Here is a 14,418-nt window from a genome sequence, read left to right as displayed (position 1 = left end):
CGATCCTCGTGGTCAGGAACCGAGGAAAGGCGAAATGAGATGACGCGCAACCCCCTGATCCTGGCGTCGGTCGGCGGGGCGGGTCAGGGCCCCGGCGGGCCGAGTTCGAGGCGCACCTCGGCGCCGCCGGAGGGCGCCGCGTGCAGGGTGAGGCGGCCGCCGGCGGCCTGGGCGGCGCGGCGGGCGATGTCCAGGCCGAGCCCCGTCGAGCCGGCGGTGCTCGCACCACGGTCGACCGTGCCGGGTGGGATCCCCGGCCCCTCGTCCGCCACGGTCAGCACCGCCCGGCCGGCCTCGGCCGTCAGCCGGACGGCGAACGCGGTGCCGTCCGGGGTGTGCGCGAAGACGTTGCCGAGCAGGGCGTCCACCGCCGCCGCCAACTCGTCGGCGGGCACGCCCACCGGCAGCGGCCCCGGCGCCAGGTCGAGGGTGAGGTCACGTCCGGTGTCCTCGGCCAGCACCGACCAGAACGCCACCCGCTCGGCCACCACCGCCGCCGCGTCGGCGCTGGCCGCCCCCGCCGTCGACGCCCGCCACCGCGCCTGCCGGATCAGGCCGGTGACCGCCCGCTCCAGCCCGTCCACCGCCGCGGCCACCCGGGCCGCGTCCTCCGGGTCCCGCAGCGACTCGGCCTCCAGCCGCAGCGCGGTCAGCGGGGTGCGCAGACGGTGGGACAGGTCGGCGACCTCCTCCCGCTCCTGGACCAGCAGCACCTGGATCCGGTCGGCGAGGTGGTTGAGGGCGCCGGCCACCTCACGTAGCTCGGGCGGCCCGGCGGGCGTGACGCGGGCGTCCAGTTCGGCGTTGGCCAACCGGTGCGACACCGCGGAGAGCTCGCCGATGGGCCGGACCAGGGTGCGGGCGAGCCGGTCGGCGACGGCCAGCCCGATCAGCACCAGCAGCACGCCGAGCAGGACCAGCACCAGCCAGGACCGGCTCACCCCGGCGGTCAGCTCCTCGGGCGGGACCACCGTCCGGATCACCCCGGTGCCGTCCGGGCGGCCCTGCACCGCGATCACCACCTCCCGCCCCCGCCCCGACTCGGCGGTGAGGCTCTGCCCCCGGGCGGCCAGCGCCACCGCGGGCGTCCGCGGGGCCGGCGCGCCGAGCACGGTGCCGTCGGGCAGGAACACGCTGACCGGCCGGCCGGACTCGGCGGCCCGTTGCTCGACCGTCAGCCGGATCGTGGCGGTGTCGGCGGTCCCGACGACGGTGACGAGGCTCTGCGCGTCGGCCGTCGCCCGCACCGTGGCCCGGTCCTCGGCGACGGTACGCACCAGCAACGCCAGCGGCACCAGGAAGGCGACCAGGGTGAGTACGCTGACCGCGGCGACCAGCAGCGCCATCCGCGCCCTCATCCGGGGCTCCCGGGCATGTCCAGCCGGACCCCGACGCCCCGCACCGTGTGCAGGTAACGGGGTGCCTGCGCGCTCTCCCCGAGCTTGCGGCGCAGCCACGACAGGTGCACGTCCACGGTCTTGTCGGCGCCGCCGTACGGGATCTGCCACACCTCGGCGAGCAGCTCCCGCTTCGTGACCACCTGGCCGGGGCGGCCGGCGAGATGGTGCAGCAGGTCGAACTCGCGCGGGGTCAGCTCGACGGGCTCGCCGTCGAGGGTGACCTGCCGCGACCTCGGGTCGACCCGCAGCCCGCCGACCACCAGCGCCGGGTCCTCCGGGGCGGCCCCCGCCCCGCGCCGGAGCACCGCCCGGATCCGCGCGTCGAGCTGCGCCGCCGTGAACGGCTTCACCACGTAGTCGTCGGCCCCGGCGTCGAGCACCCGGACGATCTCGGTCTCGTCGTCGCGGGCGGTGGCCACGATCACCGGCACGACGCTGACCGCGCGCAACATGCGCAGCAGCTCCCGGCCGTCCAGGTCGGGCAGTCCCAGGTCCAGCACGACGAGGTCGGGCCGGTCGTCGAGCGCGTCGCGCAGGCCGGCCATCGCCGTCGAGGCGGCCGCCACCGCGTGCCCCCGCTCGCGCAGCGCCCGCAACAACGGCGTACGGATCGTCAGGTCGTCCTCGATGAGCAGCAGGCGGGCCACAGGTGGCAGGCTAACCGCCGCGGGACGTGCCGGCCCCGGCCTTAACCGTCCCTTAGCCTCGTCCAGGGCTCGACCCAACCCGGGATCGGGGACACTCGGTGAATGCGCCGCCGTTCGTTCCTCGCCGTCGCCGGATGGCTGGTCACCGCCGCCGTCGCCACCCTGATCGGGGTGGCCGCGATCCGGTGGGTCGGGGAGAGCATCGCCGGCACCCCCGGCGGGGTGCTCAGCCAGGAGGAGGTCGAGCGCGCCCTGGCGGCGCCGGCGCCGACCACTGCCGGCGGGGCGTCGACGTCACCGACCGGCTCCGCCCCGCACGGCGAGCGCAGGGTCTTCGCCACGGACGGGGGCACCGCGGTGGCCGAGTGCGGGCCCGACGGGGTGTGGCTGGTCTCGTGGGTGCCGGCGCAGGGCTACCGGGTCTCCGACGTCGACCGGGGGCCGGACGACGACGTGGAGGTCGCGTTCACCGGCCCGGCCGGGAAGTTCGAGCTGAAGGTCCGCTGCGTCGGCCGGGAGCCCGTGGCGGTTGAGGACGACGACTGAGCCCGCCACCCCCGGTGCGCCCGCGGCGACGACCGACTGCTCCACCGTGGTCGGCCGTGGACGTGCCGGTGGTACGGGCGGACCTGGCGGTGCCGGCCTCATCGGGCCCGGACACGAGCGCACGGCGCCGCTCGACCTCTCGGGATCGGAACGTCGCCGCGCTCTGGCCGTCTCCCACCACCGCAGCCGTCCGGCGGTACGTCAGCGGGGACCTGGCTCGACCGGCGCTGTGCGCCCGTCCCTGTGTCGATCCCCGCTCACGGAGGCGGTAAACCTCCGGGCAGTGGGGAATTCCACCATCTGCGCGTCCCGGCGTGGCGTGGCGCCACAGCGGGTATGTGGGCCGACATGGAGCATTACACGATCGCGACTGTCGCCGAGAAGAGCCCGGATTTCCGGCGGGTGCTGTGGACCGGCGAACACAGCCAGCTGGTGATCATGACGATCCCGCCGGGTGGCGAGATCGGCGAGGAGGTCCACGAGGGCATCGACCAGATCCTCACCTTCGTCAGCGGCACCGGCGAGGCCCGGGTTGCGGGGGAGAAGCGCGAGGTCGTCCAGGGCGACCTCGTGGTCGTGCCGGCCGGAACGAAGCACAACTTCGTCAACACCGGTCCGAACCCGCTGGTGCTCTACACCGTCTACGGCCCGCCCGAGCACGCCGACCAGGCGGTGCACCGCACCAAGGAGGAAGCCGACGCGGCGGAGGCGGCGGGCGAGGACGAGCCACCCACCTCCTGACGGGGCCGCCGACGGCCCCGTCTGGGGCGGGGGGAACGGGGTACCCGCAGCGGGTGGACCAGCCGGCGATCTCCGACTACGGATTCCTCTCCGACTGCCGCTCGGGCGCCCTGGTCGGCCGGGACGGCTCGGTCGACTGGTGGTGCCCGGACCGGTTCGACACCCCGTCGGTCTTCGGCCGGCTGCTCGACCCGACGGCCGGGCACTGGCGGCTGGCGCCCATCGCCGCCGGGCTGCCCGGGCACCGGACGGAGCGGGCGTACCTCGCCGACACCCTGGTGCTGCGCACCGTGCACCACACCCCGGAGGGGAGCGTCGCCGTCACCGACGCGCTCGCCGCCGAACTCGGCGCCCGGGGCCACGAGCTGGGGATGAACTCGCCGGCGGTGCTGCTGCGGGTCGTCGAGGGGCTGACCGGGCGGGTGCGGATGTCGCTGGACTTCCGCCCCCGCCCGGAGTACGGCCTGCTCACCCCGTACCTGCACGAGCAGCCCGACGGTGGGGTGCTCGCCGCGGCCGGCCCGGTGGTGCTGGCCCTGCACTCCGGCGGGGCCCCGCTGCCGGTGGACCGGGACCGGGTCCGGCAGGACTTCGAGGTCGCCGCCGGGCAGGTGGTCGGCTTCGACGCGGCGTACGGGCGGGCGTACGGGGCGGCGCCGGCCCGGCTGGACCCGGTGACCGCGCTCGCCGAGACGGTGCAGGCGTGGCGGGCGTACCGCGAGTCGCACCACTACGACGGCCGCTACGCCGACCAGGTCCGGCACAGCGCGACCGTGCTCACCGGGCTCACGTACGCCCGCAGCGGCGCGGTCGCCGCGGCCCCGACCACGTCGCTGCCGGAGCGGATCGGCGGCGACCGCAACTACGACTACCGCTACTCGTGGCTGCGCGACTTCGCGATGACCATGCGCGCCCTGTGGGTGGCCGCCTGCCCGTCCGAGGCGTCCCGCCTGTTCGCCTGGGCGGCCCGTTCGATCGGCCGGGTCGGCCCGGATCCCGTGCCGGTGCTCTTCGGCCTGGAGGGCGAGCGGGACGTCTCCGAGTACGAGTGCGCGCACCTGCGCGGCTACGCCGACAGCCTCCCGGTCCGGATCGGCAACGACGCCTGGCGGCAGCGCCAGCTCGACGTGCCGGGCGAGGTGATCTCGGCGGTCTGGCGGCTGCGTGACTACCTCGGCGAGACGTTCGACGAGGAGCTGCGCGAGATGGTGCTCGGCCTGACCGAGCAGGTGGCCGCCACCTGGCACCTGCCCGACCGGGGCATCTGGGAGACCCGGGACGCCGACCGGCACTACCTGTCGTCGAAGGTGCTCTGCTGGGCGGCGATGGACCGGGCGGTGACGCTCGCGCCCCGGCTCGGCGGTCGGGGCGACCCGCGGCGCTGGGCGGCGATCCGCGACGAGATCCGGGCCGCCGTGCTGCGCGAGGGCTGGAACGAGCGGGTCGGCGCGTACACGGGGGCGTTCGGCTCGCCGGAGCTGGACGCCTCCGCGCTGCTGCTGCCGCTGGTGCACTTCCTGCCGGCGAGCGACCCCCGCATGCGCGCCACCATCGAGGCGGTCGAGCGCGGGCTGGGCAGCGCCAACGGCCTCGTCCGGCGGTGGGACACCGACCCGGCGGGCTTCCTGCTCTGCTCGTTCTGGCTGGTGGAGTGCCTGGTGCTGGCCGGCGAGCGGGACCGGGCCGAGGCGCTCTTCGAGCGGCTGCTCGGGCACGCCAACGACGTCGGCCTGCTCAGCGAGCAGATCGACCCACGCACCGGCGCGCAGCTCGGCAACACCCCGCAGGCGCTCTCGCACATCGGCCTGATCAGCGCCGCCTGGCGCCTCACCGACCCCGGCACCGACTGACCGCGGGGGCGCGGAAGGGCCCTCGCCGGTCGGGGACTCGTGCGGGAGGCCCTTTCCCTGTCATCCTCGGGCCGGCAGCACCGGCACGTCGGCGACGTCCACGGTCTCCGGATACTTCACCCCGGCCCCGGTGTTGAGCACCACCACCCGCTCGCCGGCCCGGATCCAGCCGCCGGCGCGCAGGTGCCGGGCGGCGGTCAGGCAGGCGGCCCCCTCCGGGCAGAGCAGCAGTCCCTCCCGGGCGGCGAAGTCCCGCAGGTCGGCCAGGATCTCGGCGTCGTCGACCGCGATCGCGGTGCCGGCGCTGGCCCGCAGCGCGTCGAGGATCAGCTCGTCGCCGAGCGGGGCGGGCACGGTGATGCCGAACGCCACGGTGTGCGCGTCGGCCCAGGGCCGCGCCCGCTCCTCACCGGCGGCGAAGGCGCGGACGATCGGCGCGCAGCCGGTCGACTGCACCGCGACCAGGCGGGGCAGCTTGTCCTCGATCCAGCCCAGCTCCCGCAGTTCGTGCAGCGCCTTGTGGATGCCGATCAGGCCGACCCCGCCCCCGGTGGGATAGATGATGACGTCCGGGACCTGCCAGCCGAGCTGCTCGACGATCTCGTACCCCATGGTCTTCTTGCCCTCGAGCCGGTACGGCTCGCGCAACGTGCCGGCGTCGAAGACCGCCCCGCCGGATTCGGCGACCAGCTTCGCGACGTGCCGGCCGGCGTCGCTGATCAGCCCGTCGACCAGGCGCAGGTCGGCTCCGGCGGCCACGCACTCCCGCCGGCAGATGGTCGGCGCGGACAGCGGCATCACGATCGTCGCCCCCAGCCCGGCCCGCGCGGCGTACGTCGCCCAGGCCGCGCCCGCGTTGCCGTTGGTCGGCATGGCGATGCGCTGCACGCCCAGCTCGCGGGCCCGGCTGACGCCGACCGCCGCGCCGCGCGCCTTGAACGAGCCGGTCGGCGTCAGCCCCTCGTCCTTGACCATCAGGTCCGAGATGCCGATCTCGGCGCCGTAGGCGGGGGCGCGCAGCAGCGGCGTCCAGCCCTCGCCCAACGTGGTCTCGTGCCGCGGGTCGGCCACCGGCAGCAGCTCCCGGTAGCGCCACAGGTCGGCCGGGCGCAGCGGGAACCGCTCCGGGGTGAGCACCTTCGCCACCGCCGCCAGGTCGTAGCGGGCCAGCAGCGGCGAGCCGCAGTCGCAGAGGTTGGCCAGCCGGCCGGCGTCGTGCTCCCGCCCGCAGCGCGGGCACTCCAGGTGGGTCAGGTACACGCTGCTCCTCGCCGTCTCAGCTCGGGTCCCGGCTGGCGTCGATGCTCAGCCAGCGCCGGCTGCGCCGGCCGGGCTCGTAGGCCGAGTCCAGCCGCTTCGCCACCACGCCGGGCAGCCCCTGCTCCCGCCCGGCCCGCAGGGCCTCCGGGCCGGCGCCGGGGAACCAGGGCGGAGTTTGCCAGTGCGGGCCGGCGAGCGCCAGACCGTCGAGCAGCTCCCGGCGCTGCGCGTACGGCAGGTCGGTGCTGGTCACGCCCTCCAGCCAGAGCAGGTCGAAGATCAGGAACTGCGCGTCCGGGGTCCGCCGCCCGCCGCGCACCGGACGCACCCTGCCGGCCGTGTCGATGCGGACCAGGACGCCGTCCAGCACGGCCTCCGTCGGGGCCAGCTCCTCGGCCATCTCGCGCAGCCAGGGGTACGCCCCGGAGATGTCCTCGTCGTCCTCCGAGAGCAGCCGCAGCCGTCCCCCCGAGACGTACGCGACCGCGCGCACCCCGTCCCAGCGCAGCTCGTAGCCCCACTCCGCCTGGTCCCTCGGCAGCTTCGCCGCCCGCGTGGGGCGCATCGGGCGGACCAGCTCCGGCATGCTGGTCCAGCCCTCCGGCGGCGGGTCGGTGCGCCGGACCATCCAGTCCCGGCCGCCCTTCCCGCCGGTGGCGAAGAGGACGTACCGCCCGGCGGTGCGCTCCCCGTCGAGGACCACGATCACCTCGTCGTCGCGCCACTTCTCCACGCGGTACGTGCCCCGGTCGTGGATGGTCATCCGCCCGCCGCCGTACTCGCCGGCCGGGATCTCGCCGTGGAAGTCCAGGTATTCCATCGGGTGGTCCTCGGTGTGCACGGCGAGGTGGTTGCGCCCGGTGTCGCGGGGCAGCCCGCGCGGCACCGCCCAGGAGGCCAGCACGCCCTCGTGCTCCAACCGCAGGTCCCAGTGCAGGCTACGGGCGTGGTGCTGCTGGATGACGAAGCGGGCGGTGCCGTCGGCGGGCCGCTTCCGTCGCGGGGGGCGCTTCGGCACCGGCTCCGGGGTGCGTGCCGCGTCCCGTTTGCGCCGGTACTCCTCCAGCGGGTCAGCCACCCCCGTATTCTCCGGCACACCGCGCCCGCCCGCCGGCCTGCGGTGCGTCAGGCCGCCCGCGCGCCGCCCGTCACCTCCGGTGCTCCCGGCCCGCCGGCCCCCGGTGCTGTCGGCCCGCCGGCCGCCGGGCACCGGGTTGTCCGGATCGGCGGAGCATGTCGGGGACCAGCACGGGTAGACCCGTCGGCATGGACCACGAGGAGCAGCCCACGGTCACGCTCCCGGGCGAGGTGCGGATGCCCCTGCTCGGCTTCGGCACGTGGCAGGCCACTGGCCAGGCCGGGTACGACGCCGTGCTCGCCGCGCTCGACGCGGGTTACCGGCACGTCGACACCGCCACCATGTACGGCAACGAGGAGGAGGTGGGCCGGGCCGTCCGCGAGAGCGGGTTGCGCCGTGAGGACGTCTTCCTCACCACGAAGCTGCCGCCGGACCGGGTCGGCCGCGAGCGGGAGACCATCGAGGCGAGCCTGACCGCGCTCGGCACCGACCACGTCGACCTGTGGTTGGTCCACTGGCCGCCGTCGAACCCGGCCGACGGCATCCCGGTGTGGCGGGAGCTGCTCGCCGCCCGCGACGAGGGGCTCGTGCGGGCGGTCGGGGTGAGCAACTACAGCACCGCCCAGATCGACGAGCTCATCCAGGCGACGGAGGAGAACCCGGCGGTGAACCAGATCCGGTGGAGCCCGTCGCTGTACGACCGGCAGCGGCACCGGGAGCACCGGGACCGGGGCGTGGTGCTGGAGGGGTACAGCCCGTTCAAGACCAGCGACCTCGCCGACCCGGTGCTGACCCGCATCGCCGCCGCGCACGACGTCTCCCCGGCCCAGGTGGTGCTCCGCTGGCACGTCGACCACGAGATCGTGGTGATCCCCAAGTCGGTGACGCCGGACCGGATCCGCGCCAACGCCGACATCTTCCACTTCTCGCTCACCGCCGAGGAGATGCGCGACATCGACGCCCTCGGCAACCCCTGACTGACCCCTCCCGCGACCCCCGGTCGCGGCGGTGCCGGGCCCCGAACCGGGCCACCGCTGCCAAATTCCTTCAGTCCGAATAGGGGCGATGAAGGGTATCGACATAGATGCTCGTGACGATATAGCGTGCGCGTCACCAGTTCATCGATCAGTCGGAACCCCTCCGCCCTCGCTGAAGGAGCCCCATGAACGCGTCACGACCCGCCCGCCTGCGCCGCCGCAGGCTGCTGGGCATGTCGGCGCTGATGGCCACCGCCGTGGCCGTCGCCGCCAAGCCCGCCGCGGCCAGCGCCGCGCCGATCGCCGCGCCGAAGGCAGAGTGCCTCGCCGACCTGCTCGGGGAGTCCTGATGGCCACGATTCCCTGGCTGGTGGACGTCCTGCGGGGGGCGGGCGTCCAGGTCGTCACCCACGGCGACTGGCTCAACCGGATGCGCCCGGGCTCGTTCGACCCGATCGGCGTGCTCTGGCACCACACCGCCGCCACGTCCAGCGCCACGAACCCGCACCCGGCCCTGAACGTCTGCATCAACGGCCGCTCCGACCTGCCCGGCCCGCTCTGCCAGGCCCTCGTCGACTACCACGGCGTCTTCCACGTCATCTCCGCCGGCCGCTGCAACCACGCGGGCACCAGCGGCGGCAGCGGACCGATCCCGGCGGGGGACGGCAACACGCTGATGATCGGCTGGGAGATCGACTACAACGGGGTCAGCCAGGAGATGACGGCGGCGCAGTACAACGCGTCGATCGCCGCCACCGCGGCCGTGCTCAAGCGGCTGGGCCGGGACGCCAGCTACGCCCGGGGGCACCGCGAGACCAGCACCACCGGCAAGATCGACCCGTCCTTCATCGACCTGAACAAGATGCGCTCCGACGTCGCCGCGAAGATGGCGGGCGGCACCGCCTGGACCTCCACCGTGGACAACTCCACCGCCGGCCGGTTCACCGCGAGCGCCAACTGGGGCACCTCGACGTACTCGACCCAGCGATTCGGCGCCGACTACCGGTTCGCGGATCCGGTGGCCGCCAGCGACGCCGCCTGGTACAAGTTCAACGTCCCGGCGACCGCGAACTACCAGGTGGACGCCTGGTGGCCGGCCAACGCCGGCTACAACGCCGCGACGCCGTACATCGTGTCCACCACGACCGGCAACCGGACCATCGTCGTCGACCAGCGGGTTACCGGCGGGCAGTGGCGCACGCTGGGCACCTTCACGCTGCCGGCGGGCGACGCCAACCGGGTCGCCGTCAGCCGGTGGAGCTCCGCCGCCGGCCTGATCATCGCCGACGCCGTCCGCCTCACCCGGGTCTGACCGCCGGTCCGATCCGCACGACGTCCGCCAGGCTCGGGGTGGCCTGGCGGACGTCGCGCGTCCGGACTGCTGATTCCTCTGTTCAGGCGCGGGAGCAGGCGACCCCGTTGAGGGTGAAGCTGGTCGGCGAGGCGTACGCCCCGCTCAGCGTCCCCTGGTACCCGAAGCTGGCCGTGCCGCCCGGCGCGAGCGAGCCGTTCCAGCTCAGGTTCCGGGCGGTCACCGCCGACCCGCTCTGGTTCACCGTGGCGTTCCACGCGCTGGTCACCTGCTGCCCGGCGGGCAGGTTGTAGGCGAGCGTCCAGCCGTTGATCGCGCTCGACCCGGTGTTGGTGATCTGGACGTCGGCGGTGAAGCCGTTGCTCCACGAGTTCGGCGTGTACTTCACCGCGCACCCGCTGCCACCCGGCGGCGGCGTGCTCGGCGGGGGAGTGGTCGGCGGCGGCGTGGTGGGCGGCGGGGTGGTCGGGTTGCCGCCGCCGTTGACCGCGGCGGAGAACGAGGTCACCGCCAGTCCGGCGCCGCCCTGCCAGGGCTCGAAGCCGGCCTGGATGCTGGTCAGGTACCAGCTGCTGGTGATCGCGCCGCGGTTCTTCACGTCGTTGATGAAGTCGAGCACGCTGAAGCTCAGGCTGCTGATCGGCGACGGCGCGACGTACGAGATGACGTTGTTGGAGCCGTTGCTGCCGCGCCACACCTCCCAGGTCCGGCCGGCCAGGGTGGTGGTGCCGACCGGGGAGCCGATGGGCTGGATGGGGCCTTGGCGGTTGAGCCAGATCATGATCTCCATCTGGTTCACCCCGTCCCGCTTCGGCGTCGGGTCCAGCCAGATGTCGTACGAGGCGTTGTAGACGGCGCCGCTGACGTAGCGGTAGGAGATGCTGCTGGTGGCGCTGCTGATCTGGCTGACCTGGATCGGCAGGTTGGTGCCGGGGGAGCAGTTGGTGTAGTGGCAGCCGAGGAAGACCGACGGGTACGCGGTCGGCGCGCCGTTGGTCGGGTTGCTGCCGTTCTGGGTGGTGATCTCGAAGCCGCTGTCGGTGACGTTGATGCACTGCTGGGCGGTGGTGCCCCAACGGTTGTTCTGCACCACGTAGCGGCCCTGGATGACGGTGGAGCCGTACTGCTCGCAGATCTGGGTGTCGGCGCTGGCGGTGCCGCCGAGGGCGACGGCGACGATCGAGCCGGCGGCCAGCACGGCGGCTGCCGCGAGGGCCCGGAGTGGACGTTTCATGACGCTCCTTGCTTCGGCGTGGAGACGCCGGTCGAATCGGTCTGGAGATGGTGCGGGAGCGCTCCCATGCGCAGTCGACACATTTACATCTCTGAAACCCTCGCGCAACGGGCCTGGGGTAATAGGGCGGTAAGTGAGGTTTGTCACGCCCGAGACCGGCGGTGGGCAGGTGGTCGCCCGAGCAGCGCGCGGCGCACTCCGAGGAATGTTTCGCACGGGACGATTGACTCTGGTGTGTACCGATTGCGGCGAGTAGTGTCTTGCCTCCAACGCGTGCCGAACCCCTCCGGAGGCGTACACCACCATGGGTGGCTCCCCCCTGCGCATCCTCGTCGTCGGCGCGGGCATCGCCGGTCTGGCCGTGGCCCGAGCGCTGCGGATGGTGGGCTTCCGGCCCGACGTCACCGAGAAGCTCCCGGCGGGCGAGAACGCCGAGACCGGGCTCTACCTGCCCGGCAACGCCGCCCGGGCGCTGCGCCGGCTGGACCTCGACGGCCCGGTCCGCCCGCTCGGGCAGGTCATCCACCGCCAACGGTTCCTCGACGCGACCGGGGCCCCGCTGTGCGAGGTCGACCTGGACGCGCTCTGGGCCGGCGTCGGCGAGTGCCGGGCCCTGCCCCGCGCGGAACTGCACCGGGTGCTGCTCACCGGGGCCGGTGGCGCCGTCCGGCACGGCGCCGAGGTGCGCACCATCGACCTGCTGCCACAGTCGGTCGGCGTCACGTTCGTCGACGGCACCGCCACCGAGTACGACCTGGTGATCGGCGCCGACGGGCCGCGCTCCTCCATCCGGGCCCTCGCCGCGCTCGGCGGCCCGCCCTGCCCCGCCGGTCAGGTGGTCTACCGCAGCGTGGTGCGCGGCGGCCCCCGGCTCGCGGAGTGGACCGCGCTGCTCGGCCAGCGCGCCGGCTTCCTGGTCGTGCCGCTCGGGGCCGGACGGCTGCACTGCTACGCCGACGAGGCCGGCACAGTCCTGCCGGCCGACCCGGTGGCCCGGCTGCGCGAACTCTTCGGCGACTACGGCGGACCGGTGCCCGAGGTGCTGGAGGCGCTGGAGCGGGTGCACGTCGGGCTCACCGAGGAGGTGGAGCTGGGACGCTGGTCCCGGGGGCGGGTGCTGCTCGTCGGCGACGCCGCGCACGCCACCGCCCCGACCCTGTCGCAGGGCGCGGCGATGGCGCTGGAGGACGCCGTCGTGCTCGCCGAGTCGCTCCGGGCGGCCGGCAGCGTGCAGGCCGCCCTGGCGGCGTACGAGAGCCGCCGCCGGCCGCGTACGCGATGGGTGCGGGACCGCACCCGCGACCGCAACCGGACGCGGGACGTGCCGCCGGCGCTGCGCGACCCGCTGCTGCGCGGGCGCGGCGACCGCATCTTCGGCGAGCACTACCGGCTGTTGCTCGGCCCGCTCTAGGAGCCGGGTCGGCCCGGCGGCCGGGCCGGGTGGCGGAGGCTACCCGACCACCCCACGCGGCGCAGCCACCTGCCGGGGACTATCCTCCTTGCGGATGACGGCCCGCAGATAACCAGCGCGTGCCGAGCGGGACAACCCAGAACCGGAGGCCACTCGTGACCACCGTCGCACCCAAGCCGGTCGTGACCCGGCCCTGGCCGGTCCGAGCGCCGGTCAAGGGGTCGGCCATCGCGCGGCTGCTGCGGACCACGGACGCGAAGCAGATCGGGATCATGTACATGGTCACCGCGTTCGCGTTCTTCATGATCGGCGGCCTGATGGCCCTGATCATGCGGGCCGAGCTCGCCCGACCCGGGCTGCAGTTCCTGTCGCCCGAGCAGTACAACCAGCTGTTCACCATGCACGGCACGATCATGCTGCTGTTCTTCGCGACGCCGATCGTGTTCGCCTTCGCGAACTACGTGGTGCCGCTGCAGATCGGCGCGCCGGACGTGTCGTTCCCCCGGCTGAACAGCTTCGCCTACTGGCTGTTCCTCTTCGGCGGCACGATGGCGACCATCGGCTTCATCACCCCTGGCGGCGCCGCCGACTTCGGCTGGACCGCCTACACGCCGCTGAGCAACGTCGAGCACTCCCCGGGCGTCGGCGGCAACCTCTGGGTCGTGGGCCTCGTCATCTCCGGTCTGGGCTCGATCCTCGGCGCGGTCAACCTGATCACCACGATCCTGACCCTGCGCGCGCCCGGCATGACGATGTTCCGGATGCCGATCTTCACCTGGAACATGCTGGTCACCAGCCTCCTGGTGATCCTGGTCTTCCCGCTGCTGGCCGCCGCGCTCATGGCGCTGGCCGCGGACCGCATCCTCGGCGCCCACGTCTACGACCCGGCGACCGGCGGGCCGATGCTGTGGCAGCACCTCTTCTGGTTCTTCGGCCACCCCGAGGTGTACATCATCGCGCTGCCGTTCTTCGGCATCATCAGCGAGATCATCCCGGTCTTCTCCCGCAAGCCGATCTTCGGCTACAAGGGTCTGGTCGCCGCCACCATCGCCATCGCCGCGCTGTCGATGAGCGTCTGGGCGCACCACATGTTCGCCACCGGCCAGGTGCTGCTGCCCTTCTTCAGCTTCCTGAGCTACCTGATCGCCGTGCCGACCGGTATGAAGTTCTTCAACTGGATCGGCACCATGTGGCGGGGCCAGGTCAGTTTCGAGACGCCGATGCTCTTCTCGATCGGCTTCCTGGTGACCTTCCTCTTCGGTGGTCTCACCGGTGTGCTGCTGGCCAGCCCGCCGCTCGACTTCCACCTGCACGACTCGTACTTCGTGGTGGCGCACTTCCACTACGTGCTCTTCGGCACGATCGTGTTCGCCGTCTTCGCCGGCATCTACTTCTGGTTCCCGAAGATGTTCGGCCGGATGCTCGACGAGCGGCTGGGCAAGGTGCACTTCTGGCTGACCATGATCGGCTTCCACACCACGTTCCTGGTGCAGCACTGGCTGGGCAACGAGGGCATGCCGCGTCGGTACGCCGACTACCTGCCCAGCGACGGGTTCACCACGCTGAACATGATCTCCACGATCGGCGCGTTCATCACCGGTATCTCGACGCTGCCGTTCATCTACAACTGCTGGAAGTCGTACAAGGCCGGGCCGGTCGTCGAGGTCGACGACCCCTGGGGCCACGGCAACTCGCTGGAGTGGGCGACCACCTCGCCGCCCCCGCTGCGGAACTTCGACCGCATGCCGCGGATCCGCTCGGAGCGGCCGGCGTTCGACCACAAGTTCCCGGAGCTGGCCGCCGGCCAGTCGCTGGCCGGCCCGCCGGAGGGCGGCGCGAAGCCGCTGACCAGCGAGTCCGACGGCGGCGCGAGCTACCGGGAGGACGTCGCCTCCGACGTCGACCGGCACTGACGCTCAGCACCACGTACGACGGGCGCCACCCCCGGGGGGGGGGGGGGCC

General features: G+C 73.5%; 13 protein-coding genes. 8 read left to right on the top strand and 5 right to left on the bottom strand.

The window, feature by feature from the left end:
* Positions 1 to 83: 83 nt before the first annotated feature.
* The gene (locus ACSNOB_RS29175) at positions 84 to 1,358 is read right to left on the bottom strand and encodes an ATP-binding protein (protein ID WP_436690310.1); all 1,275 of its coding nucleotides are present in this window, start codon (positions 1,356 to 1,358) and stop codon (positions 84 to 86) included.
* Entirely contained in the window at positions 1,355 to 2,047 is a 693-nt protein-coding gene (locus ACSNOB_RS29170) for a response regulator transcription factor (RefSeq protein ID WP_436690308.1), read from the bottom strand. Before ACSNOB_RS29170 ends, ACSNOB_RS29175 begins: the two co-directional genes overlap by 4 nt.
* A gap of 102 nt (positions 2,048 to 2,149) precedes the next feature.
* Here ACSNOB_RS29170 and ACSNOB_RS29165 point away from each other — a divergent pair, with 102 nt between their 5' ends.
* From ACSNOB_RS29165 to ACSNOB_RS29155, 3 genes are all read left to right on the top strand, one after another.
* Positions 2,150 to 2,593: a septum formation initiator gene (locus tag ACSNOB_RS29165; protein WP_436690306.1), complete on the top strand. Its 444-nt coding sequence runs from the start codon at positions 2,150 to 2,152 to the stop codon at positions 2,591 to 2,593.
* A 348-nt stretch (positions 2,594 to 2,941) separates the two neighbouring features.
* Positions 2,942 to 3,334: a cupin domain-containing protein gene (locus ACSNOB_RS29160; protein WP_436690304.1), complete on the top strand. Its 393-nt coding sequence runs from the start codon at positions 2,942 to 2,944 to the stop codon at positions 3,332 to 3,334.
* A 53-nt stretch (positions 3,335 to 3,387) separates the two neighbouring features.
* Positions 3,388 to 5,184 (top strand): glycoside hydrolase family 15 protein, encoded by a 1,797-nt coding sequence (locus ACSNOB_RS29155; protein WP_436690302.1) that lies wholly within the window; start codon positions 3,388 to 3,390, stop codon positions 5,182 to 5,184.
* Positions 5,185 to 5,244: 60 nt separating this feature from the next.
* Here ACSNOB_RS29155 and ACSNOB_RS29150 read toward each other — a convergent pair whose 3' ends face one another.
* Both ACSNOB_RS29150 and ACSNOB_RS29145 read right to left on the bottom strand, forming a co-directional pair.
* Entirely contained in the window at positions 5,245 to 6,444 is a 1,200-nt protein-coding gene (locus ACSNOB_RS29150) for a threonine synthase (protein WP_436690300.1), read from the bottom strand.
* Between the two features lie 16 nt (positions 6,445 to 6,460).
* Positions 6,461 to 7,522, bottom strand: coding sequence for a DNA polymerase ligase N-terminal domain-containing protein (locus ACSNOB_RS29145; protein ID WP_436690298.1), 1,062 nt, complete (start codon positions 7,520 to 7,522; stop codon positions 6,461 to 6,463).
* A gap of 188 nt (positions 7,523 to 7,710) precedes the next feature.
* On the opposite strand from ACSNOB_RS29145, the gene ACSNOB_RS29140 reads away from it, so the two are divergent.
* The 3 genes from ACSNOB_RS29140 (at position 7,711) to ACSNOB_RS29130 (ending at position 9,811) form a co-directional block, all read left to right on the top strand.
* Positions 7,711 to 8,499 (top strand): aldo/keto reductase, encoded by a 789-nt coding sequence (locus ACSNOB_RS29140; protein WP_436690296.1) that lies wholly within the window; start codon positions 7,711 to 7,713, stop codon positions 8,497 to 8,499.
* Positions 8,500 to 8,684: 185 nt separating this feature from the next.
* Positions 8,685 to 8,849: a hypothetical protein gene (locus ACSNOB_RS29135; protein WP_393111720.1), complete on the top strand. Its 165-nt coding sequence runs from the start codon at positions 8,685 to 8,687 to the stop codon at positions 8,847 to 8,849.
* Positions 8,849 to 9,811 (top strand): N-acetylmuramoyl-L-alanine amidase, encoded by a 963-nt coding sequence (locus tag ACSNOB_RS29130; RefSeq protein WP_436690294.1) that lies wholly within the window; start codon positions 8,849 to 8,851, stop codon positions 9,809 to 9,811. The genes ACSNOB_RS29135 and ACSNOB_RS29130 overlap by 1 nt, the downstream gene beginning before the upstream one ends.
* Before the next feature lie 82 nt (positions 9,812 to 9,893).
* On the opposite strand, the gene ACSNOB_RS29125 is transcribed toward ACSNOB_RS29130, so the two are convergent.
* Positions 9,894 to 11,045, bottom strand: coding sequence for a GH12 family glycosyl hydrolase domain-containing protein (locus ACSNOB_RS29125; protein ID WP_436690292.1), 1,152 nt, complete (start codon positions 11,043 to 11,045; stop codon positions 9,894 to 9,896).
* A gap of 304 nt (positions 11,046 to 11,349) precedes the next feature.
* Here ACSNOB_RS29125 and ACSNOB_RS29120 point away from each other — a divergent pair, with 304 nt between their 5' ends.
* Positions 11,350 to 12,456: an FAD-dependent monooxygenase gene (locus ACSNOB_RS29120; protein WP_436690290.1), complete on the top strand. Its 1,107-nt coding sequence runs from the start codon at positions 11,350 to 11,352 to the stop codon at positions 12,454 to 12,456.
* Positions 12,457 to 12,611: 155 nt separating this feature from the next.
* Complete coding sequence (gene ctaD / locus ACSNOB_RS29115) at positions 12,612 to 14,369, top strand: aa3-type cytochrome oxidase subunit I (RefSeq protein ID WP_436690288.1); 1,758 nt, start codon at positions 12,612 to 12,614, stop codon at positions 14,367 to 14,369.
* Positions 14,370 to 14,418: the final 49 nt, after the last annotated feature.

The organism is Micromonospora sp. URMC 106 (genome assembly GCF_051386395.1).
GTDB lineage: Bacteria > Actinomycetota > Actinomycetes > Mycobacteriales > Micromonosporaceae > Micromonospora.
This window is presented reverse-complemented; position numbering and strand designations above follow the sequence as displayed.

Coding starts and splice junctions, on each gene's coding strand:
- ACSNOB_RS29130 (WP_436690294.1), top strand. CDS start 8,849: ATGGCCACGATTCCCTGGCTGGTGGACGTCCTGCGGGGGGCGGGCGTC.
- ACSNOB_RS29125 (WP_436690292.1), bottom strand. CDS start 11,045: ATGAAACGTCCACTCCGGGCCCTCGCGGCAGCCGCCGTGCTGGCCGCC.
- ACSNOB_RS29175 (WP_436690310.1), bottom strand. CDS start 1,358: ATGAGGGCGCGGATGGCGCTGCTGGTCGCCGCGGTCAGCGTACTCACC.
- ACSNOB_RS29135 (WP_393111720.1), top strand. CDS start 8,685: ATGAACGCGTCACGACCCGCCCGCCTGCGCCGCCGCAGGCTGCTGGGC.
- ACSNOB_RS29120 (WP_436690290.1), top strand. CDS start 11,350: ATGGGTGGCTCCCCCCTGCGCATCCTCGTCGTCGGCGCGGGCATCGCC.
- ACSNOB_RS29140 (WP_436690296.1), top strand. CDS start 7,711: ATGGACCACGAGGAGCAGCCCACGGTCACGCTCCCGGGCGAGGTGCGG.
- ACSNOB_RS29165 (WP_436690306.1), top strand. CDS start 2,150: ATGCGCCGCCGTTCGTTCCTCGCCGTCGCCGGATGGCTGGTCACCGCC.
- ACSNOB_RS29160 (WP_436690304.1), top strand. CDS start 2,942: ATGGAGCATTACACGATCGCGACTGTCGCCGAGAAGAGCCCGGATTTC.